At 61.7% G+C, this 22,115-nt stretch carries 30 protein-coding genes, 1 other RNA gene and 1 riboswitch; of the genes, 12 read left to right on the top strand and 19 right to left on the bottom strand.

Annotated features, from left to right (window positions below; translation table 11 throughout):
• Positions 1-72 precede the first annotated feature (72 nt).
• Positions 73-3,354 (top strand): AsmA family protein, encoded by a 3,282-nt coding sequence (locus tag KF794_10865; protein QYK44283.1) that lies wholly within the window; start codon positions 73-75, stop codon positions 3,352-3,354.
• Here KF794_10865 and KF794_10860 read toward each other — a convergent pair.
• The 9 genes from KF794_10860 to KF794_10820 form a co-directional block, all read right to left on the bottom strand.
• Positions 3,351-3,860 (bottom strand): dihydrofolate reductase, encoded by a 510-nt coding sequence (locus KF794_10860; GenBank protein QYK44282.1) that lies wholly within the window; start codon positions 3,858-3,860, stop codon positions 3,351-3,353. The two genes, KF794_10865 and KF794_10860, sit on opposite strands and share 4 nt — an antisense overlap.
• A complete protein-coding gene (locus KF794_10855; protein ID QYK44281.1) occupies positions 3,857-4,417 on the bottom strand; it encodes a hypothetical protein in 561 nt (186 codons plus the stop codon). The genes KF794_10860 and KF794_10855 overlap by 4 nt, the downstream gene beginning before the upstream one ends.
• A 49-nt stretch (positions 4,418-4,466) precedes the next feature.
• Positions 4,467-4,831, bottom strand: a transfer-messenger RNA (tmRNA) gene (gene ssrA / locus KF794_10850).
• 7 nt (positions 4,832-4,838) lie between these two features.
• Positions 4,839-5,006, bottom strand: coding sequence for a hypothetical protein (locus KF794_10845; protein QYK44280.1), 168 nt, complete (start codon positions 5,004-5,006; stop codon positions 4,839-4,841).
• On the bottom strand, positions 5,003-5,197 hold the full coding sequence (locus KF794_10840; GenBank protein QYK44279.1) for a hypothetical protein: 195 nt from the start codon (positions 5,195-5,197) through the stop codon (positions 5,003-5,005). Before KF794_10840 ends, KF794_10845 begins: the two co-directional genes overlap by 4 nt.
• On the bottom strand, positions 5,197-5,583 hold the full coding sequence (locus KF794_10835) for a RidA family protein (protein QYK44278.1): 387 nt from the start codon (positions 5,581-5,583) through the stop codon (positions 5,197-5,199). Before KF794_10835 ends, KF794_10840 begins: the two co-directional genes overlap by 1 nt.
• A gap of 5 nt (positions 5,584-5,588) precedes the next feature.
• Entirely contained in the window at positions 5,589-6,974 is a 1,386-nt protein-coding gene (locus KF794_10830; protein ID QYK44277.1) for a hypothetical protein, read from the bottom strand.
• 202 nt (positions 6,975-7,176) lie between these two features.
• A complete protein-coding gene (locus tag KF794_10825; GenBank protein ID QYK44276.1) occupies positions 7,177-7,662 on the bottom strand; it encodes an NUDIX hydrolase in 486 nt (161 codons plus the stop codon).
• A gap of 11 nt (positions 7,663-7,673) precedes the next feature.
• Complete coding sequence (locus tag KF794_10820; protein ID QYK44275.1) at positions 7,674-8,276, bottom strand: hypothetical protein; 603 nt, start codon at positions 8,274-8,276, stop codon at positions 7,674-7,676.
• 166 nt (positions 8,277-8,442) lie between these two features.
• Between KF794_10820 and KF794_10815 the strand changes: the two genes are divergently transcribed.
• Positions 8,443-8,676, top strand: a complete 234-nt coding sequence (locus KF794_10815; protein ID QYK44274.1) for a DUF3551 domain-containing protein — start codon at positions 8,443-8,445, stop codon at positions 8,674-8,676.
• A 26-nt stretch (positions 8,677-8,702) separates the two neighbouring features.
• The gene (locus KF794_10810; protein QYK44273.1) at positions 8,703-8,939 is read left to right on the top strand and encodes a hypothetical protein; all 237 of its coding nucleotides are present in this window, start codon (positions 8,703-8,705) and stop codon (positions 8,937-8,939) included.
• Between the two features lie 15 nt (positions 8,940-8,954).
• On the opposite strand, the gene KF794_10805 is transcribed toward KF794_10810, so the two are convergent.
• Positions 8,955-9,173 carry a hypothetical protein gene (locus tag KF794_10805; GenBank protein QYK44272.1) on the bottom strand — a complete coding sequence of 73 codons (219 nt, stop codon included), beginning with the start codon at positions 9,171-9,173 and terminating at the stop codon, positions 8,955-8,957.
• Positions 9,174-9,299: 126 nt separating this feature from the next.
• Between KF794_10805 and KF794_10800 the strand changes: the two genes are divergently transcribed.
• The 4 genes from KF794_10800 (at position 9,300) to KF794_10785 (ending at position 11,707) form a co-directional block, all read left to right on the top strand.
• The gene (locus KF794_10800) at positions 9,300-9,923 is read left to right on the top strand and encodes a CoA pyrophosphatase (protein ID QYK44271.1); all 624 of its coding nucleotides are present in this window, start codon (positions 9,300-9,302) and stop codon (positions 9,921-9,923) included.
• A 75-nt stretch (positions 9,924-9,998) separates the two neighbouring features.
• The gene (locus tag KF794_10795; protein QYK44270.1) at positions 9,999-10,628 is read left to right on the top strand and encodes a TetR/AcrR family transcriptional regulator; all 630 of its coding nucleotides are present in this window, start codon (positions 9,999-10,001) and stop codon (positions 10,626-10,628) included.
• A gap of 124 nt (positions 10,629-10,752) precedes the next feature.
• Positions 10,753-11,211, top strand: a complete 459-nt coding sequence (locus tag KF794_10790) for a DUF2852 domain-containing protein (protein ID QYK44269.1) — start codon at positions 10,753-10,755, stop codon at positions 11,209-11,211.
• A 127-nt stretch (positions 11,212-11,338) separates the two neighbouring features.
• Positions 11,339-11,707, top strand: a complete 369-nt coding sequence (locus tag KF794_10785) for a hypothetical protein (GenBank protein ID QYK44268.1) — start codon at positions 11,339-11,341, stop codon at positions 11,705-11,707.
• Here the strand turns inward: KF794_10785 and KF794_10780 are convergent.
• From KF794_10780 to KF794_10770, 3 genes are all read right to left on the bottom strand, one after another.
• Positions 11,704-11,970, bottom strand: coding sequence for a hypothetical protein (locus KF794_10780; GenBank protein QYK44267.1), 267 nt, complete (start codon positions 11,968-11,970; stop codon positions 11,704-11,706). The two genes, KF794_10785 and KF794_10780, sit on opposite strands and share 4 nt — an antisense overlap.
• Positions 11,971-11,978: 8 nt before the next feature.
• Positions 11,979-12,593 (bottom strand): DsbA family protein, encoded by a 615-nt coding sequence (locus KF794_10775; GenBank protein ID QYK44266.1) that lies wholly within the window; start codon positions 12,591-12,593, stop codon positions 11,979-11,981.
• 66 nt (positions 12,594-12,659) lie between these two features.
• Positions 12,660-13,172 (bottom strand): hypothetical protein, encoded by a 513-nt coding sequence (locus KF794_10770; protein ID QYK44265.1) that lies wholly within the window; start codon positions 13,170-13,172, stop codon positions 12,660-12,662.
• A gap of 103 nt (positions 13,173-13,275) precedes the next feature.
• On the opposite strand from KF794_10770, the gene KF794_10765 reads away from it, so the two are divergent.
• Positions 13,276-13,755, top strand: a complete 480-nt coding sequence (locus tag KF794_10765; protein ID QYK44264.1) for a DUF1993 domain-containing protein — start codon at positions 13,276-13,278, stop codon at positions 13,753-13,755.
• A gap of 80 nt (positions 13,756-13,835) precedes the next feature.
• Here the strand turns inward: KF794_10765 and KF794_10760 are convergent, their stop codons facing one another.
• Entirely contained in the window at positions 13,836-14,318 is a 483-nt protein-coding gene (locus KF794_10760) for a hypothetical protein (GenBank protein ID QYK44263.1), read from the bottom strand.
• Positions 14,319-14,476: 158 nt separating this feature from the next.
• Here KF794_10760 and KF794_10755 point away from each other — a divergent pair, with 158 nt between their 5' ends.
• The gene (locus tag KF794_10755; protein ID QYK44262.1) at positions 14,477-15,700 is read left to right on the top strand and encodes a hypothetical protein; all 1,224 of its coding nucleotides are present in this window, start codon (positions 14,477-14,479) and stop codon (positions 15,698-15,700) included.
• Between the two features lie 56 nt (positions 15,701-15,756).
• Here KF794_10755 and KF794_10750 read toward each other — a convergent pair whose 3' ends face one another.
• The 4 genes from KF794_10750 to KF794_10735 all read right to left on the bottom strand — a co-directional run bounded on the left by KF794_10750 (position 15,757) and on the right by KF794_10735 (position 19,821).
• Complete coding sequence (locus KF794_10750; protein ID QYK44261.1) at positions 15,757-16,269, bottom strand: RICIN domain-containing protein; 513 nt, start codon at positions 16,267-16,269, stop codon at positions 15,757-15,759.
• A gap of 189 nt (positions 16,270-16,458) precedes the next feature.
• A complete protein-coding gene (locus tag KF794_10745; GenBank protein ID QYK44260.1) occupies positions 16,459-17,043 on the bottom strand; it encodes a hypothetical protein in 585 nt (194 codons plus the stop codon).
• Positions 17,044-17,214: 171 nt separating this feature from the next.
• Complete coding sequence (gene thiC / locus KF794_10740) at positions 17,215-19,032, bottom strand: phosphomethylpyrimidine synthase ThiC (GenBank protein ID QYK44259.1); 1,818 nt, start codon at positions 19,030-19,032, stop codon at positions 17,215-17,217.
• Positions 19,033-19,079: 47 nt separating this feature from the next.
• Positions 19,080-19,191, bottom strand: a riboswitch (TPP riboswitch).
• Between the two features lie 27 nt (positions 19,192-19,218).
• The gene (locus KF794_10735; GenBank protein ID QYK44258.1) at positions 19,219-19,821 is read right to left on the bottom strand and encodes a TetR/AcrR family transcriptional regulator; all 603 of its coding nucleotides are present in this window, start codon (positions 19,819-19,821) and stop codon (positions 19,219-19,221) included.
• Between the two features lie 209 nt (positions 19,822-20,030).
• Between KF794_10735 and KF794_10730 the strand changes: the two genes are divergently transcribed.
• From KF794_10730 to KF794_10720, 3 genes are all read left to right on the top strand, one after another.
• Complete coding sequence (locus tag KF794_10730; GenBank protein QYK44257.1) at positions 20,031-20,312, top strand: hypothetical protein; 282 nt, start codon at positions 20,031-20,033, stop codon at positions 20,310-20,312.
• Between the two features lie 127 nt (positions 20,313-20,439).
• Positions 20,440-21,234: a thymidylate synthase gene (locus KF794_10725; GenBank protein ID QYK44256.1), complete on the top strand. Its 795-nt coding sequence runs from the start codon at positions 20,440-20,442 to the stop codon at positions 21,232-21,234.
• On the top strand, positions 21,231-21,695 hold the full coding sequence (locus KF794_10720) for a DUF3828 domain-containing protein (protein ID QYK44255.1): 465 nt from the start codon (positions 21,231-21,233) through the stop codon (positions 21,693-21,695). The genes KF794_10725 and KF794_10720 overlap by 4 nt, the downstream gene beginning before the upstream one ends.
• A 3-nt stretch (positions 21,696-21,698) precedes the next feature.
• Here KF794_10720 and KF794_10715 read toward each other — a convergent pair whose 3' ends face one another.
• A complete protein-coding gene (locus KF794_10715) occupies positions 21,699-22,094 on the bottom strand; it encodes an MAPEG family protein (protein ID QYK44254.1) in 396 nt (131 codons plus the stop codon).
• Positions 22,095-22,115 lie beyond the last annotated feature (21 nt).

Below are 22,115 nucleotides of genomic sequence, written 5' to 3'. Positions count from 1 at the left end.
GGCTTCATGGCCGCCCTATAGTATTTTCGGGCGGATCGGCTCCGGGTTTGCCGGAGCTGCGGAGAGGCCGGGTTGCAGAACACACTGCTTGCGTTCGGTATCGCGCTGATCGCCGCGATCGCGGCGGCTTTTGCCGCGCCGCTGTTCGTGGATTGGGATGCGTGGCGTCCGCAATTCGAGGAACAGGCGAGCGCGCTCACCGGCACGCGCGTCACCATCCGCGGCAAGATCGACGCGGTGCTGCTGCCGACCCCCGCTTTCGTGCTGCGCGACGTGTCGCTTGGTGATCCGGATAACGGCACCGGCGTCCGCGCTTACGAAGTGCGTGGATTGCTCTCACTCTCCGCGCTGCTCACCGGAAAGTTCGAAGCGACCGAGATCGTGGTGTCGCGCCCGGCGCTGCGGCTGGCGCTGGACGAGCAGGGCGTGCTGCAACTTCCGCAAGGTGTCGCGGCGATGGACGCGGATGCGCTGGCGGTCACCGCGTTTTCGCTCGAAGCAGGTTCGCTGATCGTCGAGGACCGGCGCACCAAATCGCTGCTGCTCGCGGACGATTTTTCCGCGCGCGGCGAACTGCTCTCGCGGCAGGGGCCATTCAAGCTCGATGGTGGTTTCCGGCTCGACCGGCGGCGATGGATCCTGCGCGCTTCGAGCGCGCGTTTCGGTGCGGATCAAGGCGGTCGCGTGCGGCTGGTGCTGGAGCGGCCCGACGACGGCATCTCTTTTGAGAGCGAAGGATTGCTCGCGCTAACGAATGCGAAGCCGCGTTACGAAGGAAAAGTCACGCTGGCGCGGACGCGCGGCGCGTGGCCGTGGCGCGCGGCGTTCGATGCCAGTGGCGACATGAACGCGATTGCGCTTTCCAGCCTCGAACTTTCTCTCGGCGAAGGCGAAGCGCCGCTGGCCTTGCAGGGCAGTGGACGGCTCAGTCCGCGCGCGAACGGTTCGCTCGAAGTCACGCTGAAATCGACGCGGCTCGATCTCGACCGCGGCGACAAGCAGGCTGCTGCGCGCGGCTTCGCGCATGTGGTGCCGATGCTTGGCGAGGTGCGCGATCTCGTTTCCGGTTTGCCGTTCGCGGGGCGAATTTCGCTTTCCGCCGACGGCGTGATGGCGGGCGGCCAACTTGTGCGCGAACTGAAAGCGGCGATTTTCGTTCGCGGCGGCATCGCGGGTCTCGAACAACTGGAAGCGAAGCTGCCGGGACGCGGGCTAATCCGGCTCAGCGGCAAGACCGAGCGCGACCGTTTCGCCGGAACGCTCGCGCTCGACAGCGCGGAGCCTTCAGTGCTGACGCGCTGGTTGTTCGGCCCGGAAATATCGGAGCGCTTCGCCGATGCGCAGACGATGCAACTGAAGGGAAACATCTCCGCTTCGCCGGAAGCCGTCGCTTTCGAAAAGATGGAATTCACGCTCGGTACGTTGTCTCTTACGGGTTCGATGGCGCTGGCATCGCGGCAGAACGCTTCGCCGCTGTTGCGCGCGAAACTCGCGGGCACAGGCGTCGAGCCAGAGTCGCTGCTGGCGCTTTTCATGGGCTGGTACGAAAAAGCGGGGATCGACCTCTCGGCGGAAGTTTTGCTCCGCAAGCCGAAGCTGTTCGGCAGAAACGCCGAGCAAATTGACGCGGCGCTTTCGGGCACGGACGGCAAGATCGCGTTCGAGCGTCTCGTGCTGCGCGATTTTGACGGACTGAATGCGACTATCGAACAGCCGCAGAAGTCCGAGAAGCCGGCTTTCAACTTCACGTTCGAGGCCGCGCGCGAGGGCGTGCTGGCCGCGCTGGCAGAGCGCTATCTGGAAAGCGCCGAAGCGGGCCGCGAGATCGCGCGCCTAGCCTCGCTGGCGTTGCCTGCGCGGGGTTCGGGCGGCATCTTCTTCGAGCCGGATGGCGCGTGGGACGTGCGCTTCATCTCCGGCGGCAATAATTATCATTTCACGATGACGCCTCCGCGCGAGGGTACGCGCGCGGTGACGGGAGAAGCGAAGCTCGCGGGCGGCACGCTAAGCGCGAAGGGTGCGCTGCGCTTCGACGCGGATCGTAAGTTTCGTCCCGTACTGGAAGTTGCGTTCCAGTCCGAGGATATACGCAAGTTCGCACCCGCAGCCGAGCGCAGCACCCCATATCGGCCCTTTGCGTTCTGGGCGAAAGCAAACCTCGTGCGGCTTGACGACAAGTTCGTGCTGGACCGCATCACGTTTCAGTCGGCGCAGGGCGTGAATGGAAGCGGGCAGATCGCGCTTGCGCCACCCGGCGGCATGCTGCGTGGCGATATAAAATTCACCGAGATTCCGCTGCCGGTGCTGGCGATGCTGACGCTTGGCTCTACGGAGAGGGACGACTCGCAATGGTCCACCGATAACTTCGACATTGCATTCGCGGCGCGCTTCAATGGCGAGTTCGCGGTCGAAGCCGCGCGGTTGAAGTTGTCTGACCGGGTCCATCTGCGAGACGTTCGCTTCGTCGCGAAGGTACGCTCCGATGAAATCCTGCTGGATAATATTACGGGCACGTTCGGTGAGGGTACGCGCGGACAAAAAGGTGGCGGCAGGTTCAGTGGATCGTTCCGCGCGATCCAGTCCATGCCGCGTTCCGCCGAATTGCAATTGAACTTTGAAGGCGCGCCGGTGAGCAACCTGCTGGATACGTTCGCGCTGCGAGGGGAAGCGGGGGGTAGCGTCAATGTTTCCATGACCGGGAATTCGCCTTCGCAACTGGTCGCAAGCCTATCCGGGCAGGGCCGGGTGAAGGTTGCGAATTTCGTTCTGGAAAATGCCGATCCGAATGCCATCGCTACCGTAATGGCCGCCGACATTCGCAAAGCTCCCGACGAGAAAGCGGTGGAAGCGATGTTCGCGGAAGCGCTGAACCGCGGGCATCTGCGGTTGGATGCCATCGACGCGCCTTTCCTGCTGACGAACGGTATCCTGCGCTTTCAGGCGGCACGCGCGGCTACGGTGGGCGTGGAGGTAACGGCCAATGGCGCGCTCGATCTCAATCGTCTCGCGATGGAGACGCAACTCACGCTGGAGTCGCCGCTCTCCCGCAAGGCGGGCGCGACGCTGCGCTGGAGCGGGCCGTTTAGCGCGCCGGAACGCAAGCTGGATACGCGGGCACTGTTCGCTGCGCTGTCGGTGAAGATGATCGAGCGGGAGCCGCGCGGCGACATTAAGGAAACGCCGAAGCAAGATGCGGTGCCCGATTTGCCACCCGCGATCGTCGTGCCGGACAAGAAGAAACGAGATCGCTCGTCGGAGCGTCCGCAGCAGCCGAACGCCGTGCCGCCGCCGCTCAACCTGTCGCCGTTGCCGCTGACGCCCGGCGCGCCGCGCGAGCGGCAAATCCAGAACTAGATCCGCTCCAGCGTAACGGCAGACCAGGGATATTCGTCCTTCTCGCCTTTGTGCGGGCCGTCGCGGCGCGTCTCGCGGAACGCGGATTTGTCGTAAGCGGGAAAGAAGGTATCGCCTGCGGGCGAGGCGTGGACTTCGGTCAGCTCTATTTTTGCCGCACGCGGCAGCGTCTCCCTGAACAGCGCGCTGCCGCCGATAATTGCGATTTCGTTGGCGCCGGTGCGCTTCGCGTCTTCCTGTGCCGCGAGCAGCGCCGCTTCCAGATCGCCGGCAACGATAACGCCGTTTGCGCGCCACGCCTTGTCGGTGGTGAGCACGATGTTGGTGCGGCCGGGCAGGGGCTTGCCGATGGATTCGAAAGTCTTGCGGCCCATCACGAGCGGCTTGCCCATCGTCACGGCCTTGAAGTGCTTCAGGTCGCCGGAGATGCGCCAGGGTAAACCGTTGTCGCGGCCGATCACGCCGTTCTCCGCGACCGCGACGACGAGGACGAGAGGGACACTCACTTCTTGCGGAACTTGTCGAGGCTGACGACTTCCGCACCCGCGGAATCGGCGGAAGGTTCGGCGGCTTTCGCTTCCTTCGCGGGCTTCACCACTTCGGGTTCGCTGGCCGCACCCTTCGGCGCGCTTGCGAGCGGTTTCTCGCCGGGCTTTTCGCCGCCGGAAACGGCAAGCTGCGCCGGGCTGCTTTGCGCCTTCTCGTCGCCCGCGACTTCGAACTGCAAGCCGAACTGCACGGACGGATCGAAGAAGCCCTTCACCGCGGTGAAGGGAATCAACAGGCGCTCCGGTGCGCCGTTGAACGATACGCCGACTTCAAACGCATGTTCGCCGACCTTCAGATCCCAGAACTGATGCTGGAGCACTATTGTCATTTCTTCGGGGAATTTCTGGCGCAGACGTTCGGAAATGCGCAGGCCCTGTGCGCGCGTGTCGAAGGCGATGAAGAAATGATGGTCGCCGGGCAGGCCGTCTTTCGCGACGTCGCTCAGCACCTTGCGCACCACGCCACGCAGCGCGTCCTGGGCGAGCAGATCATAGCGGATGAGGTCGGAGGTCATAAGTCTACTCAACCCGATTCCGGAGAGGTGCGCCAGTTGCGCGAAAGGAAGTGGAGGCTTCTGTTGCCAGGTGCCTCCGAACCCCGCCTGAAGGTGCTAACCCTCAGGGCTTAATTCCCAGTGATCAAACCGCTTACGCGGCCTGAGCAACCGGAGCATAGTTGTCATTCGCAACTATAAGAGGCCCGATAACGGCGGAACCATGCCGGGCGAAAGCCGCGCTCTTTACACCCTCGTCGATCCTGTTTCGCCCCCGCCGAAACCCGGCGAAACCTTCGCTGCGAGCCGGGTTTTGGTGGAGGCGCCGGGTACTGCCCCCGGGTCCGAATGGTTTATTACAACGAGCGTTTATCGCCATAGCCGGATTGCTCCGGCATCCCGAATATAGGGGGTTCGCCGTGGCGGTTAAAGGGCGGCGATTTCAGGCTTTTCCCTGCTTCACCTTGAAATACTGGCCGGCCGCGGCGAGCGCGAACAGAACGCAGCCGATGGCGTAAAGCCAGAATGCGGTGCCGCCGGCGCGGCCGGTAAAATACGCGGCGAGGCCGGTTAGCACGGCGATAGCCGCATACATCAGAACGAGGTTCATGCGTTCTCTTTCCGGTGTTTATTGAAGCAAAGCAGGGCGCAAAACGCGAAGGCAACCGCCGAGGCAACTTGCAGCCAGAATGCGAGTTGAAAATCCGGCAAGCGAGAAATGATCGCGGCGGACACTGCGAACAACACGGCGGCGACCGCATACATCACGCCGTCCCTGAGGTGCCGGGGCTTCTTCTCCATCATTCCCTCCGCATGGCGATGACTTCGAGTTCGACTCTCGCATTGAATGCGAGTTCGTTCGCACCGAAAGCCGAACGCGCGGGATAAGGCGGTTCGAAATATTCGAGATAGATTTTGTTGAACGCTGGCCAGTCCTTCATATCGGCGAGCATGACGAGGCACTTCACCACGTCTTTTGCGCCGAGGCCGTTCGCTTTCAACGTCGCGAAGACGTTGTCCATGACCTGGCGGAATTCGTCTTCGGCGGTCTTGTTGTTGAGTTCTAGCTTTCCCGGCAGTGTGCCGAGCTGACCGGAGAGGAAGATCAGGTTGCCGGCCTGCATGCCTTCGGAGAACGGCAGTCCGGGTGGCAGGCTTCCAGCCGGTTTGATCGGTTGCGGCGGCATGCGCCTTAGCGCTCGAGCACTTCGAGCGCGGCGGTGCGATACATGTTGGTCAGGTTCTGCAACCGGTTGCCGGCTTCGCCCGATCCGAACACGCCGAGCAAATAGATGCCGCCGCCGGAGCGCGGGACCGCGATGTAGTAGACCGACCAGTTCTGCTCGCCTTCGCAGGACGTGAAGACCGTTACCGAGCGCGAATTGTCTGCCGCTGGCAGCGCGCCGGAAGCGAACTTGCCCTTGCAGGTACCGGCATCGGACGCAATCACGTCGCCGCGAATTTTTTCGATCGTCGAGGCGCGCCCCCCGGCAAGGATGCGCAGCGTGCCGATGGTGCCATCCGCGCGCCAGACCGCGTCGTACTTTGTGCGGAAGTTCGGAGCCAGCTCGTCGGGACGCTGCAATTGTCCGGAGATGTTCGCGCGGCGGAGAATGTTCGTGGCCAAACGGCCCGCTTCCTCGCGCGTTTGCGGGGTCGGACCGGTCGCGGCGTCGGGCAGGTTGGCCTGCCGGACGGTGTCGCGCTCGCGCTTGTTGTCCACATTACGATCGGGCTGGAAGTCGTTGCGGTCGCGAAGATCGCCGGTGCCGCGTTCGCTGCGGACATTGCGGTTGCCGCCGAGATCGCCGCCACGATCGCGCGTGCCGCCATCGTTGTTGCGCGGCTTTACGCGATCCGGGTCGTAGCCGCGATTGCCGTAATTATCATCGGGCTGCGTGTTGCGATTGCGGTCGCCGCCGCGGTTCGGGTCGTAGCCCCGGTTGCCGTAGTTATCATCGGGCTGCGTGTTGCGGTTGCGGTCGCTGCCGCGGTTCGGGTCGTAGCCGCGGTTGCCGTAATTGTCGTCAGGCGGCGTGTTTCGATTGCGGTCGCTGCCGCGGTCGCCGGTATAATTTTTATTCTGGTTCGCGCAGCGCAGGATTTCGGTCAGCATGACCGCGGTGCTGGTGAGATTGAACTGCGCGACGCTGCCGCCGCTGATGCTCGCATACAGGCGCGAGCCAAAGCGGAACTGGTTGAACAACTCGACGCTGTCGGGAAGCGTGGCGCGCACCAGCGAATTGTTCACTGCGCGGCCGGTCACGCGATAGATGCGGTAGCTGTCGACGCGGAACTCGACCTCGGTTTCACGGCCCGGATTCATGCGCCAGTCTGGATTGGAGAAGCCGACCGCCCATTCGAGGTTGTGGGAAACCGAGAACAGCAACAGGTAGCCGTTACGATAGCGCACGGCGGCGGCGCAGTGGCTGAACCTGCCGGTGTTGTCGTCGGTGTAGACGCCTACGTCCCAATTCGCGACCTTGTACGAGCGGATCTGGGCGGCTTCGGCTGAAACAGGCGGCAGGGCCGTGGCGGCCAGCGCCGCGGCGAAGGATAATGCGGTTATCTTGCGCATGGTTTTTGTTCTCCCCCTTCTTGTTGCCGCGATGATGAACGGACGGGCGAGGCGATGCAACGCCCAAGCGCACACGGTTTCGTGGGCGGTCCCGACCGAATTGACGCAGTTGTACGGTAGCAAAGACGGGAACCCGGCGTGGCTCAACGTCCAGCAGGCTTAGGGCCGCCGGGGCAGGCCCCTATAACCGAACGGTACCGACTTACTCGCCGCGCAACCAAGAGAGCAGGCGCGCGACAAGACTGCGAGATGCAACGGGTGCGTCGAGCGAGGATGGTAGGTGAAGTTTTTCCGTCATGCGAGCCAGAAATTTCTGCTCGCGCTCATGGGTAAGTTTTTTGATTGCCTGTTTGACCGGCAGCCAGCGCACGGCAACGATATCGTGCATCAATTCCTGCGCCGGGCCTGTCGCTTCCATCCGCCAGAATTTAGCGACTTTCGGAAGGCCGCCGCTCTTGTACGAAATCGCGCCGAGATATTCGTGCGCTTCGGCGGCGTATCCAGTTTCCTCTCGCACCTCGCGCCTGGCTGCTTCCAGCGCCGTCTCACCTTTGCGCAATTTTCCTTTCGGCAGCACCCAGGATTTGGTTCGCCGCATCTGTACGACTGCGATTCTCGGCTGCGCGCCGCCGCGGAGGACAACGCCACCAGCGGCGACGATGGGAGCAGGCTTGCGCTTCTTCGCCACGAGAGGATTGCCTACTGCTTCACGAGTTCGCCGAAGAGCAGATATTCACCAGCAGGTCCATAGATATAAAGCGTCCAGTGCGTGAAGCTTTCCGCATCGGTGCAACTGTTGCCTCGCCCCTGCGCGATCAACGCGATCTTCTGATAGCCGCCGTTCCCGCTCCTGAAGATGCCGGTGCCGGAAAAGTTCGCGATCAGTTTCCATTCCTTATACAGCAGCGGGCCGACACGATCTTTGCCGCCGTCCGGTTCGCGTGGATCGACCTCGAAAATCGAGATGCTTTCGGGTACCGCGACGGTCAGCGTGCCTTCGTTTTTCTTGTCGTCGCGGAAAGCGAATTGCATACGATTGCCGGTGAAAGTGACGCTCAGGTCGTAGGAATCAGCGGGTCGTTCGATGCCTTTCACGTCACCCAGATCGCTTTCTCCGAGATAAAGCCGCGCCCGCTTTGCGAAGCGCAACTGCTTGAAAACCTCCAGCCTGTGGGCCTCAAGTTTCTCCACTTTGACGTAACGCTGGCCTTCATTGGAGCAGCAGGCGCAGGCCAGCACGGGAAGCGTCCAGGCAAGGAGACACAAGATTGTGACGGAGAGGAAAAGAGCGAATCTGCGCATGGCTGGCGGCTCCGGGATCGTCCCGCCATAGGGGCGCGCGGCCATTGCGGCAAGCCTTGGAAATCGGCCATCCAGTGCGCTTATCGGGGCGCCCGGGATGGGCTATAGGTTCCGGCCGCAGGCGGCGGATTTGGTCTTAACGCAAATCCCGCCGGTCGGAGGAAACATGAGAAAGGTTCTGTGCGGCCTTGTACTTGCAGGCGCGCTTCTCGCCGGTCAGGCCCGCGCGCAGAGTGCGAGTGCGCCGGCCGATCTCTGGTGCTACACGATCAATGTCTGGGCGACAGTCGAAGTGTGTTCGTCCGCTACATTCCAGCAGTGCCTGCAGGCGCGCAGCAGCGCCAGCGATCGTTGCTACATGAATCCGAAATATGCGCAGGCCCGGCCGCGCGAGAGATAGTTCAAGATACCAAAAGGAAATCGACGATGATCAAGAAATTACTCCCTGCAGCGCTGCTGGCGCTCGCCGTTTCGACCGCTGTCGCCGATGCGCAGCGCTATCAGTCGCCGCCGCCGGACCTCTGGTGCCGTGACGAGCAATATGCTTGGTCGATCGTTCCGATTTGTGCGGCCTACACGTTCGAGCAGTGTCTTGCCTCGCGTTCGAACCATACCGAACGCTGCTATATCAACCCGCGTTACGCGCGCGATTTCAATCGCTAAGGCGAAACCGTCTGCCTAACGGCAGACGGTCAGCGTTTTCATCGCCGTCTCGGCGTCCTCGCGTTGCGTGAATTTATTATTCACCATCACTTTGGCCGAGGCGGTGACCGGATACTCGGTCACGATCTGGCATTTGAGAGTCTGGATATTCTGCACGACATAGAATTCGTTCTCCTGCGCGAGTGCATGAGACGTGGCGGCGGCAAGAATGGCGGCGAGGGCGAGTTTACGCATGGCGTTTCTCCCGATCAGGCTGTACCAGAACGCAAACGCATCAGCCGGTGAGCGGTTCCGCGCATGTCGTGGATGGCGCGGTTCGCACTTGTAGAATCCTGTTTCCGCATTTGAATTGTATTTAACGTGTCCTTGCTGTTCGACTCCACATTCAGATCACTGGTGAGTGAGCGCTGCCGCAACTTCCGGCGGCTCGCCGGCCCGGCCGATAAAAAACTGAAACACGCCGCCGTGGCAGTCACCCTGGTTCCAGCCGATGATGGAACGCCCGCTTTCATTCTGACCGAGCGGCCTGCCACGATGCGCAACCACGCCGGGCAATATGCGCTTCCCGGCGGACGTTGCGACGAAGGTGAGACCGCGACGCAGGCCGCACTTCGCGAGATCGAGGAGGAAATTGGCCTCGTCATTCCGGAGCAGGACGTCCTTGGCACGCTCGACGATTACGTCACGCGCTCCGGCTATCTCATCACGCCGGTCGTGGTTTGGGCTGAGCGCAGTACAGAGATGCGGCTCAACCCCGAAGAAGTAGCGGTCGCGCACCGGATCGCGGTGGAAGATTTCGCCGCGAAGGAGAAGGTCAGCTTCGTCACGATTCCGGAAAGCCCGCGTCCGGTCATTCGCATCAGGCTGCCGCATACGCACCTGCACGCTCCGACCGCGGCAATCGTCTACCAGTTCTGCGAACTGGTGGCGGGACGCGAAACGCGTGTCGCGGAGTTCGAGCAGCCGGTATTCGCGTGGAAGTGAGCGGCTGAGGCAGTCCATGCACTGCACTGTGGCACCATTTGTTGCCGCGCCGGGGCTAATGTAAAAGCGATTCACATGAGCTGGAAACCGGGCCGCGGGTCGCGCGGCTATCACCACGGCGACCTGCGCGAGGATTTGGTGCGCGCGGCGCTTGAACTGATCAAGGAGAAGGGGCCTGCCGGCTTCACCTTCGCCGATGCCGCGCGCTGGGCGGGGGTTTCGCCGGCCGCGCCATATCGTCATTTCCGCGACCGCGACGAACTGATCGCGGATGTCGCGAAGCGCGGCTTCCAGCTTTTTTCCGAACGGCTTCGTGAAGCGTGGGGCGAGGGCAAGCCGAGCACCGCGGAGGCCTTCCGCCGCATCGGAGCGGCCTATCTGAACTTCGCGCGGAACGAGCCGTCCTATTACGCGGCAATGTTCGAGAGCGGTGTTGCTATCGGTAACGATGCCGAGCTGCGGGAAATGGCGGACCGCTCCTTTCAGCAGCTTCGAGGCGCGGCAGAAATCCTCGTCTCGAAAATGCCCGCGAAGGGCAGGCCGCCCGCCATGATGGTGGCGCTGCACATCTGGTCGATGACTCACGGGATCGCTTCTCTGTTCGCGCGCGCCGATCCCGCGCGCCGTCCGCTGCCCATGAGCGCCGAGGATCTGCTGGAGGCGCAAATGCTGATTTATCTCAAGGGTCTCGGCCTTGAAGGCTGAGCCGAAGGCCCCATTTCTCCACTGACCCTGAAAATAACTGCCGGCCCCGCTTGACGTATCCGATGTAAATGTTATTTACATTTACACGAGGTCCGGGGAGACGGGCCTGAAAACGGAGAGCGACATGCCTATCGCGGCACGGATCGATCAGTTCGGAGTTCTCGCCTGGGTTTTCCTGATGGTCCTGGGCTTCATCGTGTGGTGGCCGGTGGGTCTGGCGGCCCTCGCGTTCATCATTTTCACCGGCAGATTTGGGAGCGGACACAGGAGCGAGCTTATGGGTTACGGATGCGCCTCGCGGGGCGAATACAAGATGCAGAAGTATCAGTGGAAGATGGATCGCCTGCGCGCGCGCATGATGGGCGGCGACCGCTTCGCCTACGCGCCGTCTTCCGGCAACCGCGCGTTCGACGAATATCGCTCGGACACGCTGAAGCGTCTCGAAGACGAGCAGCGCGAGTTTCAGGATTTCCTCGACCGCCTGCGCTTCGCGAAAGACAAGACCGAGTTTGACCAGTTCATGGCCGAGCGCAAGAACCGGACTGTCGAAAGCGAGCCAAAGAGCGATCAGCGTCCGGAGTAATTCCTGCATAAACAAGATCGAAGGCCGCCCGCAGGGGCGGCCTTTTCGTTTGCGCTTTCGTTCACGCAATCGTGCCTGTCGGGAGTTGCGTTATGATCGTAGGAATAACGGGCACCCGGAGGAAACCATGCGCATCCTTCTCGCTATGGCCGCGATTTTGTTTGGCGCTTTAGTGTCTGTGGCGCACGCGCAGAATAAAGTCGGCATGCATCTCGAAGAATGTACCGAGTGGCGCGATTTCAATGGCTCGCATTACACGCGTAACGTCTGCAACCGGGCGGTGACGGTTTTCTTCATGACGCTCGATGGCAAGAATCGCATCGAGCGGCATCTGCAACGCAACGAGCCGATCGACACCGGCATCCTGAGCGTGACAGCAAAAGAATTGGGATGGATCGGTGCGACCTGCCCGGTAGGATTCCGCCCGGACGTGCCTTTCACGCCGGAGAACCGGCAACGCTTTTTCGACAGCGACTATGATTGCGTGCCGGGCTAGTCCGGTACCTTGAAACCAGCTTTCTCGAAGCAAAGCCGGTGCACCGGGGGAAACGAACGCTCCAGATCGGTCTGGCGCAGTTTCTCCGGGGTATCGACGCTCTCCGCCATGCAGGTGCAATAAGCGCGGGCGCGGGATTTATTGGTCTCCGAGATCTGGGAGATGCAGTGCGCGATCCATTCTTTGTCCTGCGCGCTTTGTTGCGCGGAGGCGGGAAACGTCACGGCAAGCAGCACGACCGCGAACATGCAGGCGGAACGCATGGTTGCGCTCAGCCTTTCAGCGCCTTGCGTGCGTCGGCAATCGCCTGCTTGAAGACTTCTTCCGTGAGCGCACCGGGGACACGGAATTTGCCGATGATGAAAGACGGCGTGCCCTGGAAGCCGAGCGCTTCGGCCTGCATATGGTTGCGCTTCAGGACCGAACCGATTTCCTGAATGTCCTTGCGCAGGGTAGCCTTCGCGGCCTCGACATTGACCCCGATGCCAGCCAGCACACTGTCCGTCGCGCTATCGGTGAGGCGCACGCCGGAAAGCATCAGCGCGCTATGCGCTTCGTTGTATTTATTTTGCGGGCGGGTCGCGAGCACCATCTGCGATGCATAAACGGAAGCCGCGCCGAAGATCGGCCAGATCTTGAAGACCACGCGCACGTTGCCGTCTTCCTTCACCACCTTCTGCAGAACCGGATGCACCTTGCGGCAATAGGGGCACTGGTAATCGGAATATTCGACGATGGTGATGTCGCCCTTCGGATTTCCGGCAGCGGGAATTGCCGGATCGCGCAGCACCAGCGCCTCGGTGATGGGGTTGTCCTGCGCGAGAACCGGAATACCGGCGGCTGCCGCCGCGAAAGATCCGGCGATAAGAGTGCGTCTGGAAATCATGCGTAGAATACCCTGAGGAATTGCTTCGTTTTCAACGCCCAGACTGCGACGGAATAAAGGTGCGCGCTATTGCGGCCCGGTGCCGCGTTTCCTGAGTTTGCTGCGCGCCAGATAGATCGCGGCATACCAGAGCAAAACGGCGAATCCGCCCATCAAGATACGAAAGACTGCCGCGCCGAAACTACCCATTTGCCGGGTCATGTCCGCGAGCAAGGCCGACGAAAAGAAAGGGCCGAACGCGATCACGCTGCAAACGCACGCAAACAGCGCAACCAGCACGACGGAAAGAATGCTCTCACCGATGCGCAGCGCGAGTGGCGCGTCCGCAGGTATATCCTGACCGTTTCGCGCCCCGGCCCGGTCGCGTACGAAAACCATGATGCCCGCGAAGATAAATACCAAGCCGGCAACGACAGCCAGCGCGCGTCCCGCAGGCCCGGCTTCCACATTGCCGGAGATCACGCCAAGGCCGATCAGCAGAGGAAACAGGCCCGCGGCAAAGCATAGGCCGCTGAGAAAAAGCGTCTCGCCCAGCTTCGGCGGCCTTCCGTTCTTGTTGTTTTCCGGTTTCTCGCTCATGCGCCTGCTTCGATTCAGCGATGCATTTTCTATAACGCGGACTGCTGGTTCTTGTCGCGCAAGATGCCTAGCATCCAAAGTTCTCCATGTAAGGAACTCCGAAATGGCCCTTTCGATGTCTCAAGCCTCCGTGCCGCATTTTCTGCGCGGTTTCGAAAATCTGACTGCGTTTCTGAAGAAGGGCGAAGCGCAGGACCCCGGCCTTGCGGCGGCACGGCTCGCACCGGACATGCTGCCGTTGATCGGTCAGGTGCAACGGGCGAGCGACACCGCGAAGGGTTGTATTGCGCGGTTATCCGGCGCCGACAATCCGGGCTTCGCGGACGAGGAACAAAGCTTTGCCGATCTCTATGCGCGGATCGCGAAGACGGTGGATTTCATCAAGAGCGTGCCGGCCTCAAAGATCGACGGCAGCGAGGAGCGGGCGGTTTCCCTGAAGGGTGGCGGGCGCACCTTCGAGTTCAAGGGCCTCGATTATCTTCAACGCCACGCGCTGCCGAATTTCTATTTTCATCTCACCACCGCCTACGCGATCCTGCGGCATAACGGCGTGGCGTTGTCGAAGCGCGATTTTCTCGGCTGAACCGCGTTCGCCGCGGAAAATAAAAGGCGCAGCAAAAAATCACCGGGGCTTTCGTCCCCGGTGGTTTTTTCATGCGGAGATTATTTGTTCTGCGCGACGCAGCTTTTCAGTGCGGCCATCGCCGCCTTGAAGCCCTTGAGCGACCAGCTCGGCTTGTCCTTGCCGAAAACCAGGGTCAGGTTGCCTTCGTCGCGTAGCGTGGCAATCCAGCCTTCGTTCAGGTCGCCGGCAACGGTGCGGCAGCTGCTCCCCTGACGGACGGCCTTCATGCGGATGCGGCCTTTCTCGCCGCTCATGAATACTTCGATGTCGCCGTCGATGTCTCCGCGGCCGAAGCACGGCGTCGAGAAATTGTAGTTTCCATTGGGAAAGTGGGCGATGCGCAACATACCGCTCTTGCTATCGTTCTGCGCGAAGCAGCGGTGAAAGCGGCCCTTTTCATCGACAGCCCCGATCCGCCACTGACCGACCTTGTCGAAGTTGCGTTCTCTTGCATCTGCCGGTGAAAACACAAACAGGCACAGCGCCGCAAAAATCGCGGCGGCAATATGTTTTATAATCATGAATAAAACTTCCCCCAAAAGCCTTGCTAAGGCCGGTTCCAATTTATGCCGAATTCGAAACAGCCGGAAGCTGGGACAAAATATTCTGCGGTGGTGTGCTTTTCGCGTCGTTGCGCAGTTCATGCCGCCCGATAAGATTGCAGGGTAAGGGGTGGCGTATGCGTGGCAGTCTCATTCATTTCAATGCGCAGGCGGGGCAGGGGTTGATCCGCGCCGAAGACGGGCGACGTTATGCGTTCGTGCTGGGGCAATGGCGTTCGGAATCCTATCCTACGCTTGGAGACGAACTGGATTTCGAAATCGAAGGTACGCGCGCCCTCGATATTTATGTAACGCGGGAAGCGGCCGCTCCAGCCTACGATCCGCCGCCGCCGGAACGGCGCGCGCCGCCTCCGCCTCGTGAAGCGTTCCGGCCGGAGCAAGCTCCCCGTGGTCCGCGTGCCGCACCGCCACCGCGAGGTTCGCTTGGGGGTGAATCCCCGCCGCGTGTGCCGCGCAGTGCTCCGCCGCCGCGCGAACGCGCGCCTGTTTCGGACGATGCGCCGCGCGGTCCGGCTTTCGGCGGGCGGCTCCTGTCGTACTGGACCGCCATTCTTGCGCTGGTCGCGCTGCTCGGTTGCGCAATGCCTTATGTTTCCGTCGGCGGGCAGTTCGGGTTCGGCAGCACTTCGTCGAGCCTGCTCGGCATCGGCAATCTCGGCTCGCAGATGTTGGACCTGCTTGATACAGGACGGCGGCTGGATCGCGTCTTCAATAATCAGCAGCGTCCGCTGAACGCGCAGCAGCAGCGCGAGCAGGAGAGGATCGAAAGCCTGCGCTGGAAAATCCGCATCAGCTACATTCTCTATGTTGTCCCGCTGCTCGCGCTTGCGGTGATCGTCGTGCAGGGCATCGGGATGCGGTTGCACAGTCTCACCGTTCTGCAAGCGCTGGCGACCATCGCGATCCCCATCGCCGTTCCGCTGATCTATTACGCGCTGGTCAACGGCGAGGTGCCGCAGGCGCAACGACAGAACGTGCCGGATGTATTGAAGCTCTTGAACTTCTCCTTCACCGGCATCGGCTTCTGGGTGATGATCCTTGCCGGCATTTTGCAGCTTCTCAATGTGATGGGGCTGTTCCGGAAAGGTCCGCGCGATCTGTTCGGCGGAATGGCGGCGGCCAGCGCGGGCGCTTCTTCTTCGGCTTCGTATTCGCCGCGACGCGCGCCTCCCGAATATTCCGGGCAACGTCCGCCACCGGAATATTCCGATCGCCGCCCGCCGCCGCCGGAATATCGCGTAGCGCCGCGCTATGCGGACGAGCCGGGCAACGAGCCGCCGCCGCAAGCCTCGCGTCCGCCTGGAGGGCGACGCCCGCCGCCATCGCGGGAGAGGTTGTGAGCAAACAAAAAAGGCCGCCCGATGGGGCGGCCTTCCTTCTTACGTTCGTATTTTCGTTAGACGCTCCAGCGCTGATCCGATTTCGGATCGGCAAATTCGCAGCTCGAGAGTTGCAGCGGCGTCTCGCCATACTGGTTTTCGTTTTCGCCGACGCTGATGCACTTGCCGGTAAGCTGGTTCTGGATGAAGCCATCCTGACGAACGATCCAGATCTGGCTGAGGCGGCCGTCGCAGGCCTTGATCTCTAACGCGTCGCCTTCGTTGGTGCCGGCAATGTCGATGCACAGGTTCGAGAGCGTATTGCGGATAGTGCCGCGCGGGCCGAACGTCCAGAACTGGTCGGAGGGCTTGCCTTCGAGTTCGAGGCCGCTGGTTTCGCAATCGAACAACTGGAGCGCGGTGCCCGGCACGCGGTTGGTGATGCCCGGCACGTCGAGGCACTTGTTGGCCTGCGGATTGACGAACAGGCGGCCTGCGGGCGGCTGGTTGGCGGAAGCGGCGGCGAACATGCCGGCGGCGGCAAACATGGAAAGCGCAGCGGCGGCGAGGGTGGACTTGCGGGTAAACATTGAGGTTCTCCCTGGGTGCGATGTCATGGGCAGAACCTAGGACCGGCTCCCTTCGCGGAATGTGATGCCGGTCACAGGGGAAAATCACGTTCCCGTGCGTGCGGGTTTTTCCTTTTTTCTCCAAGGGCTTGAAACAAAAAGGCCGCCCGGAAGGCGGCCTTTGGTTTTCATTCGGCTGGCAGGCGCTAATCAGTACGCCCGGCGCAGCGTGTTGCCGCTGCCTCGATCCACATACCGGTCGGGCCGGCTTGGCGCGCTGGCCGTGCTGCCGGAGTTTCCGCGCGCCCTGAAGTCGTCGCGGCTGCGGTCGTCGTTGTCGGTGCGGTCGAGGTAACGCGTCTTGCAGGCCGGGTAGCCGAACTTCTCGATGATCACCCGGCCGGAAATGTAGTGGAAGTCGAACGTGTTGAGATAGCCGTTGTCTTCCACGAAGCGGCGCAGCTTCGGATTGTAGTGGCTGAGCAGGTGGCGGTTGCCCCACTCGGATTTGTTGCCGTTGCCGTCGTTGGCGGAATGGAAACCGAACGAGGCGTTCGGCTCGACGCAGACATTGCGGATCGAGAGAAACAGCGTGCAGGCGGACTGGCATAGCCCGACGATGCGGAACGGTGCGCCGGTACGGTTGTATTCCTGTACCACGGGATCGAAGCGCACAAACTTGCCGCCGTTCTCGTAGCCGACCGAACTGCCGGGGCTGAAGGCGTGCGCGGGCGCTGCCGCGGCGAGCGTCAGCGCGAATGCTGCGAGTGCTAAGGACAGGCGGCGCGGTTTCATGCGGCAAAGATCATGCGCGCCGGGCCGGGATTCAAATCACGAGTGTGTGCGCTTTTTGCTTCATTCCGGACGCCGCGAAGCGGCGATCCGGAATCCTTGATGAATGGCACAGCGCGGATAATTACCCTTGATTCCGGGGTCGGCGCGTTCCGTGCCGCCCCGGAATGACAGTTACGGAATCGGCTTATAAATCTCGCTTCCTTCATCCTTAAACTTCTTGCTCATCTCCGCCATGCCCTCCTGCTTCTCATTCAGCTTGGAAGCATAGTCGCGCACGTCCTGCGTGATTTTCATCGAGCAGAATTTCGGCCCGCACATCGAGCAGAAATGCGCGATCTTCGCGCCTTCGGCGGGAAGCGTCTGGTCATGGAAGCTTTCCGCCGTTTCCGGATCGAGCGAAAGATTAAACTGGTCGCGCCAGCGGAAGGTGAAGCGCGCGCGGGATAATGCGTCGTCGCGCAACTGTGCCGCCGGATGGCCCTTGCCGAGATCGGCGGCATGGGCCGCGATGCGATACGCGATCACGCCGGCCTTGACGTCGTCGCGGTCGGGCAGGCCGAGATGTTCCTTCGGCGTGACGTAGCAAAGCATCGCCGTGCCGAACCAGCCGATCATCGCCGCGCCAATCGCGGACGTGATGTGGTCGTAGCCCGGCGCGATGTCGGTGGTGAGCGGGCCAAGCGTATAGAACGGCGCTTCGTGGCAAACCTTCAACTGCCGGTCCATGTTCTCCTTGATCAGATGCATCGGCACATGGCCGGGGCCTTCGATCATGGTCTGGCAATCGTACTTCCATGCAATTTCGGTCAGTTCGCCGAGCGTATCGAGTTCGGCGAATTGCGCGGCGTCGTTCGCGTCCGCAATCGAGCCGGGGCGCAGGCCGTCGCCAAGCGAGAACGAGACGTCATATCGCGCGAGCAGCTCGCACAGCTCCTCGAAGTTTTCGTAGAGGAAGCTCTCCTTGTGATGCGAGAGGCACCACTTCGCCATGATGGAGCCGCCGCGCGACACGATGCCGGTCACGCGCTCGGCGGTGAGCGGGATGTAGGGGAGCCGCACGCCGGCGTGGATCGTCATGTAATCGACGCCTTGTTCGGCCTGCTCGATCACGGTGTCGCGGAAAATCTCCCACGTCAGTTCCTCCGCGATGCCGCCGACTTTTTCGAGCGCCTGATAGATCGGCACGGTGCCAATCGGCACCGGCGAATTGCGCATGATCCATTCGCGGATGGTGTGGATGTTCTTGCCAGTAGAGAGGTCCATCACCGTGTCCGCGCCCCAGCGGATTGCCCAAACTAATTTATCGACTTCCTCCGCGACGCCGGAAGTTACGATGGAGTTGCCGATGTTGGCGTTGATCTTGGTGAGCGAGTTACGGCCGATCGCCATCGGCTCGGTTTCGGGATGGTTGATGTTGGCCGGGATGATGAGGCGCCCGCGCGCGATTTCGCTACGGATGAATTCGCCGGTGATTTCCTGCGGGATGATCGCGCCTAAACCAGCGCCCTTGTGGTTGCCGCGCTTGTAGCCGCGTGCGAGATTTTCCTGCGCCACGTTTTCGCGCGCCGCGACATATTCCATTTCCTTGGTGACGATGCCGGCGCGCGCATACGCCATCTGCGTCGGGCGCTTGCCCGGCTTCGCAACGAGCGGCTTCGCGGTGCGCTGGAAGATCGGGAGCTTCTGCGTCTCGCCTGCTTTCAGCCCGTCGTCTTCGGGTTTCTGCGCGCGGCCTTCGGTTTCTTCCACGTCGCCGCGTGCGAGAATCCATTCGCGGCGAAGCGCAGGCAAACCTTTCGCGAGGTCGATCTTCGCATCCGGGTCGGTGTAGGGGCCTGAGGTGTCGTAGATCGCGAGCGGTTGCTCGCCGGATTCCTTTGCAAGCGCGATTTCGCGCGCGGCGACGCGAACGCCGCTCGCTTCAAGATAGATCTTGCGCGAACCGGGGATGGGGCCGGTGGTGACCGAGAAAGGCGATTTCGTAAGCATGGCGGATCTCCCTTGAATGGAGACCCGGGTAAGCAAAGGCTGCTGGCGTTGGCTTCAGGTTCCAGTCCCTTCGCCGGAATGACCCGGATCAGGTTCGAAGGGTCACCGCACGATTGCGGAATCTCAGCCTGAAAAGGTCAGGCCCCCCTCGGAACGAGAACAGTTTTCGCTGTTAATCCGGGCAGGTCAATGGCGAAGCGCCGCACGTACGGCGGCTGCGATCGTCGCGTCGATTTCCTTCGGCGGCAGCGCCTGCGGAAGGAACACGCGCACCGCGCCCAGCGGAATCCCGATGATGGCGACCGCGAGCTTTTCCCGGCCGCGCGGATCGCCGGGCAGGAGGCGGGTGGCGAGCGTGGCCAGGCCATCGCGCAGTTCGGCCGCGAGCTTCGCGGCGCGGGCGCGATACTCGGCGGGAGCATCCGGCGCGAGGAAGTCGTCGCGGCGGTGTGCGTTCAGCACCACCGCCTCGGTATGGCGCTCGCGGGCGAAGCGCGGGGTCAGCAGGGCGGCCTCGGCAAGATCGTTGAGGGTCCGGGCTGAGGCGGCCTTGGCCAGCATTTCGCGCTGGAAGCCTTCGGCGGCGCTCAGCCAGATCTCGGCCAGCAGCGCGCCGCGCGAGGGCAGGCGGTGATAGATCGAGCCGGTCGGCACCTTCGCTTCCTTCGCGACGGCGGCAATGGAGGTTCTGGCCGGGCCGAGGCGGGCTGCGACCCGCGTTGCGGCAGCGATGAGGGAATCCTGTGAGATGCTCGCGGGGCGGCCCATGAGATTTATTAGAATATGCATTCTAATAAATCAAATACTCTGATTAGGAGCTTACCTCTGAGTGTATTATTAGAATATATATTCTAATAACCTCTGCAAAATCGCATATCAGAGCGGCTCATTCACCTTGGCATTTTTGCCGCACTGCAAGAACGAAGTCCGGGGTCCCGCGTTGGCTTCCCGTCGCGGGGCCACCCCCAGTCCCGCCGGAAGACTGAAGGAGAATTCTCATGAAGAAGATCGTTCTTGCCGCGGCGACCGCCGCAGCCCTTACCGTGGGCGTCAGCGCCGCCAGTGCGCAGGTGTTCGCGCCGTGGGCGGATAACTACGCTTACGGCCCGGCTTATTCGGGTCACGGCATGGCCTACACGAATCACGGCCACGTCTATCCGGGCCATGCTTATGCGAACCCGTATTATTCGCCGGATCAAGGCTACTATGCGTGGCGCGGCAACTTCGACAACGAGACACCGTACGCAAACCGCCGCGGCATCTACGGCGCGGATCGCTAACTCGAACGTCGCGAATAAACGCCCCGGTGAAGGCCGGGGCGTTTTTCCACGTCATGCGAAGACGGGTTTTGCGTGCGAGCGGTTAGGGCGTAAGACTTAACCCATCCCCGATTCAGCGGCCCGCACGATGCGCCAGTATCTCGATCTTCTCGAACGGATTCTCCAAAGCGGTGTGCAGAAGGGTGATCGCACCGGAACCGGCACGCTTTCGGTATTCGGTCATCAGATGCGTTTCGATCTGGCCGAAGGGTTTCCGCTGGTGACGACCAAGAAGCTCGCGCTCAAGGCCATCGTGCATGAGCTGCTGTGGTTCCTCGCCGGCGACACCAACGTCAAATATCTGAAGGACCATAACGTCACGATCTGGGACGAGTGGGCCGACGAGCGCGGCGATCTCGGCCCGGTGTATGGCAAGCAGTGGCGCTCCTGGGCAGCGCCGGACGGAACCGTGATCGACCAGATCAAGGATTTGATTTCGGAAATCAAAACCAATCCGAATTCACGCCGCCTGATTGTGAGTGCGTGGAACCCCGCCGACGTGCCGAAGATGGCACTCGCGCCGTGCCATTGCCTGTTCCAGTTCTGGGTGGGCGACGGCAAACTCTCGTGCCAGCTTTACCAGCGCTCGGCCGACGTGTTCCTCGGCGTGCCGTTCAACATCGCATCCTATGCGCTGCTGACGCACATGGTGGCGCAGGTGACGAACCTGAAACCGGGCGATTTCGTCCACACCTTCGGCGACGCGCATCTTTATTCCAACCACATGGAACAGGCGCAGTTGCAGCTTTCCCGTGCGCCGCGGGCGCTGCCACGGCTGCGGCTCAATCCCGACGTGAAAGACATCTTCAAGTTTCGCTACGAAGATGTCGCATTCGAAAATTACGATCCGCATCCTCACATCAAGGCCGAGGTCGCGGTTTGAAACTACGGTTTTTGTTTGCGATGGCTGCGCTGGTGCTCGTTCCGCCCGCGCAGGCGCAGGACACTTCCCCTAAAGCCTTCGTCGAGAGCATTTATAAGCAGTATCTCGATAAGGATTCGCGCGCGGTCGATCTCTCGACCCGCGAGCAACTCGACAAATACTTCACGCCGTCGCTCGCCGACCTGATCGAGCAGGATGCGAAGACGGCCGAGAAGGAAAACGAGGCGCCGATCCTGAACGGCGATCCGTTCATCGATGCGCAGGACTGGCAGGTCAGCGATCTGGTGGTCGCGGTGCAGGACGCGGGCGCGGAGCGTGCGAACGCCACCGCCACGTTCCGCAATTTCGACAAGACGATTTCGGTGCGGCTTGCGTTGCTACGCACGCCGCGCGGCTGGCGGGTGGACGATATTTTCTGGACCGACGGTTCGTTGCGCGCACTCTACAAACCGCCGCAGTAAAGATTACGGCCAGTAAAGCCCGGCGAGGATCATGAAGATGCCGGCAACGCTGGCCAGCCAGATGACCGAACGGATCATCGGAATCCCCGCCGCGTAGACCGGCAGATAAATCACCCGCGCTGTCACATACAGCCACGCGCCGTAGAGCGTGAATGCATTGTGGCGGTTTGCAGCGTGGGCTATCAGTACCGCCGTTGCGAAAAAGGCAAAGGTCTCCAGAAAGTTGCGGAAGGCGCGCTCCAGCCGCCCCGGTACGCCGTACAGCCGCGGCTTCTCCTCGTCGCGCGGCCCGGCATTGTAATGCATGCCACGCACATGTGTCGCCGCGTTCGCGGCAATGAAAAGATGTGCAAACCCGAGCAGGATCGAGAATGCGAGCAGGGAGAGTTCGGTGGTCATGGACCGGTCTTTCCGCAGGAG

It is taken from the genome of Xanthobacteraceae bacterium (assembly GCA_019454205.1).
Classification (GTDB): Bacteria; Pseudomonadota; Alphaproteobacteria; order Rhizobiales; family Xanthobacteraceae.
Note: the sequence above shows the minus strand (reverse complement) of the source record. Positions and strands in the feature narration are given on the sequence as shown.

Bases quoted from the DNA above. Each gene is read 5' to 3' on its own strand.
- KF794_10795 (QYK44270.1), top strand. From the start codon at position 9,999: ATGAGCTGGAAACCGGGCCGCGGGTCGCGCGGCTATCACCACGGCGAC.
- KF794_10815 (QYK44274.1), top strand. From the start codon at position 8,443: ATGAGAAAGGTTCTGTGCGGCCTTGTACTTGCAGGCGCGCTTCTCGCC.
- KF794_10810 (QYK44273.1), top strand. From the start codon at position 8,703: ATGATCAAGAAATTACTCCCTGCAGCGCTGCTGGCGCTCGCCGTTTCG.
- KF794_10835 (QYK44278.1), bottom strand. From the start codon at position 5,583: ATGCCGCCGCAACCGATCAAACCGGCTGGAAGCCTGCCACCCGGACTG.
- KF794_10765 (QYK44264.1), top strand. From the start codon at position 13,276: ATGGCCCTTTCGATGTCTCAAGCCTCCGTGCCGCATTTTCTGCGCGGT.
- KF794_10780 (QYK44267.1), bottom strand. From the start codon at position 11,970: ATGCGTTCCGCCTGCATGTTCGCGGTCGTGCTGCTTGCCGTGACGTTT.
- KF794_10735 (QYK44258.1), bottom strand. From the start codon at position 19,821: ATGCATATTCTAATAAATCTCATGGGCCGCCCCGCGAGCATCTCACAG.
- KF794_10760 (QYK44263.1), bottom strand. From the start codon at position 14,318: ATGATTATAAAACATATTGCCGCCGCGATTTTTGCGGCGCTGTGCCTG.
- KF794_10750 (QYK44261.1), bottom strand. From the start codon at position 16,269: ATGTTTACCCGCAAGTCCACCCTCGCCGCCGCTGCGCTTTCCATGTTT.
- KF794_10775 (QYK44266.1), bottom strand. From the start codon at position 12,593: ATGATTTCCAGACGCACTCTTATCGCCGGATCTTTCGCGGCGGCAGCC.
- KF794_10845 (QYK44280.1), bottom strand. From the start codon at position 5,006: ATGAACCTCGTTCTGATGTATGCGGCTATCGCCGTGCTAACCGGCCTC.
- KF794_10840 (QYK44279.1), bottom strand. From the start codon at position 5,197: ATGGAGAAGAAGCCCCGGCACCTCAGGGACGGCGTGATGTATGCGGTC.
- KF794_10730 (QYK44257.1), top strand. From the start codon at position 20,031: ATGAAGAAGATCGTTCTTGCCGCGGCGACCGCCGCAGCCCTTACCGTG.
- KF794_10805 (QYK44272.1), bottom strand. From the start codon at position 9,173: ATGCGTAAACTCGCCCTCGCCGCCATTCTTGCCGCCGCCACGTCTCAT.
- thiC (QYK44259.1), bottom strand. From the start codon at position 19,032: ATGCTTACGAAATCGCCTTTCTCGGTCACCACCGGCCCCATCCCCGGT.
- KF794_10725 (QYK44256.1), top strand. From the start codon at position 20,440: ATGCGCCAGTATCTCGATCTTCTCGAACGGATTCTCCAAAGCGGTGTG.
- KF794_10820 (QYK44275.1), bottom strand. From the start codon at position 8,276: ATGCGCAGATTCGCTCTTTTCCTCTCCGTCACAATCTTGTGTCTCCTT.
- KF794_10855 (QYK44281.1), bottom strand. From the start codon at position 4,417: ATGACCTCCGACCTCATCCGCTATGATCTGCTCGCCCAGGACGCGCTG.
- KF794_10715 (QYK44254.1), bottom strand. From the start codon at position 22,094: ATGACCACCGAACTCTCCCTGCTCGCATTCTCGATCCTGCTCGGGTTT.
- KF794_10770 (QYK44265.1), bottom strand. From the start codon at position 13,172: ATGAGCGAGAAACCGGAAAACAACAAGAACGGAAGGCCGCCGAAGCTG.
- KF794_10745 (QYK44260.1), bottom strand. From the start codon at position 17,043: ATGAAACCGCGCCGCCTGTCCTTAGCACTCGCAGCATTCGCGCTGACG.
- KF794_10755 (QYK44262.1), top strand. From the start codon at position 14,477: ATGCGTGGCAGTCTCATTCATTTCAATGCGCAGGCGGGGCAGGGGTTG.
- KF794_10830 (QYK44277.1), bottom strand. From the start codon at position 6,974: ATGCGCAAGATAACCGCATTATCCTTCGCCGCGGCGCTGGCCGCCACG.
- KF794_10785 (QYK44268.1), top strand. From the start codon at position 11,339: ATGCGCATCCTTCTCGCTATGGCCGCGATTTTGTTTGGCGCTTTAGTG.
- KF794_10790 (QYK44269.1), top strand. From the start codon at position 10,753: ATGCCTATCGCGGCACGGATCGATCAGTTCGGAGTTCTCGCCTGGGTT.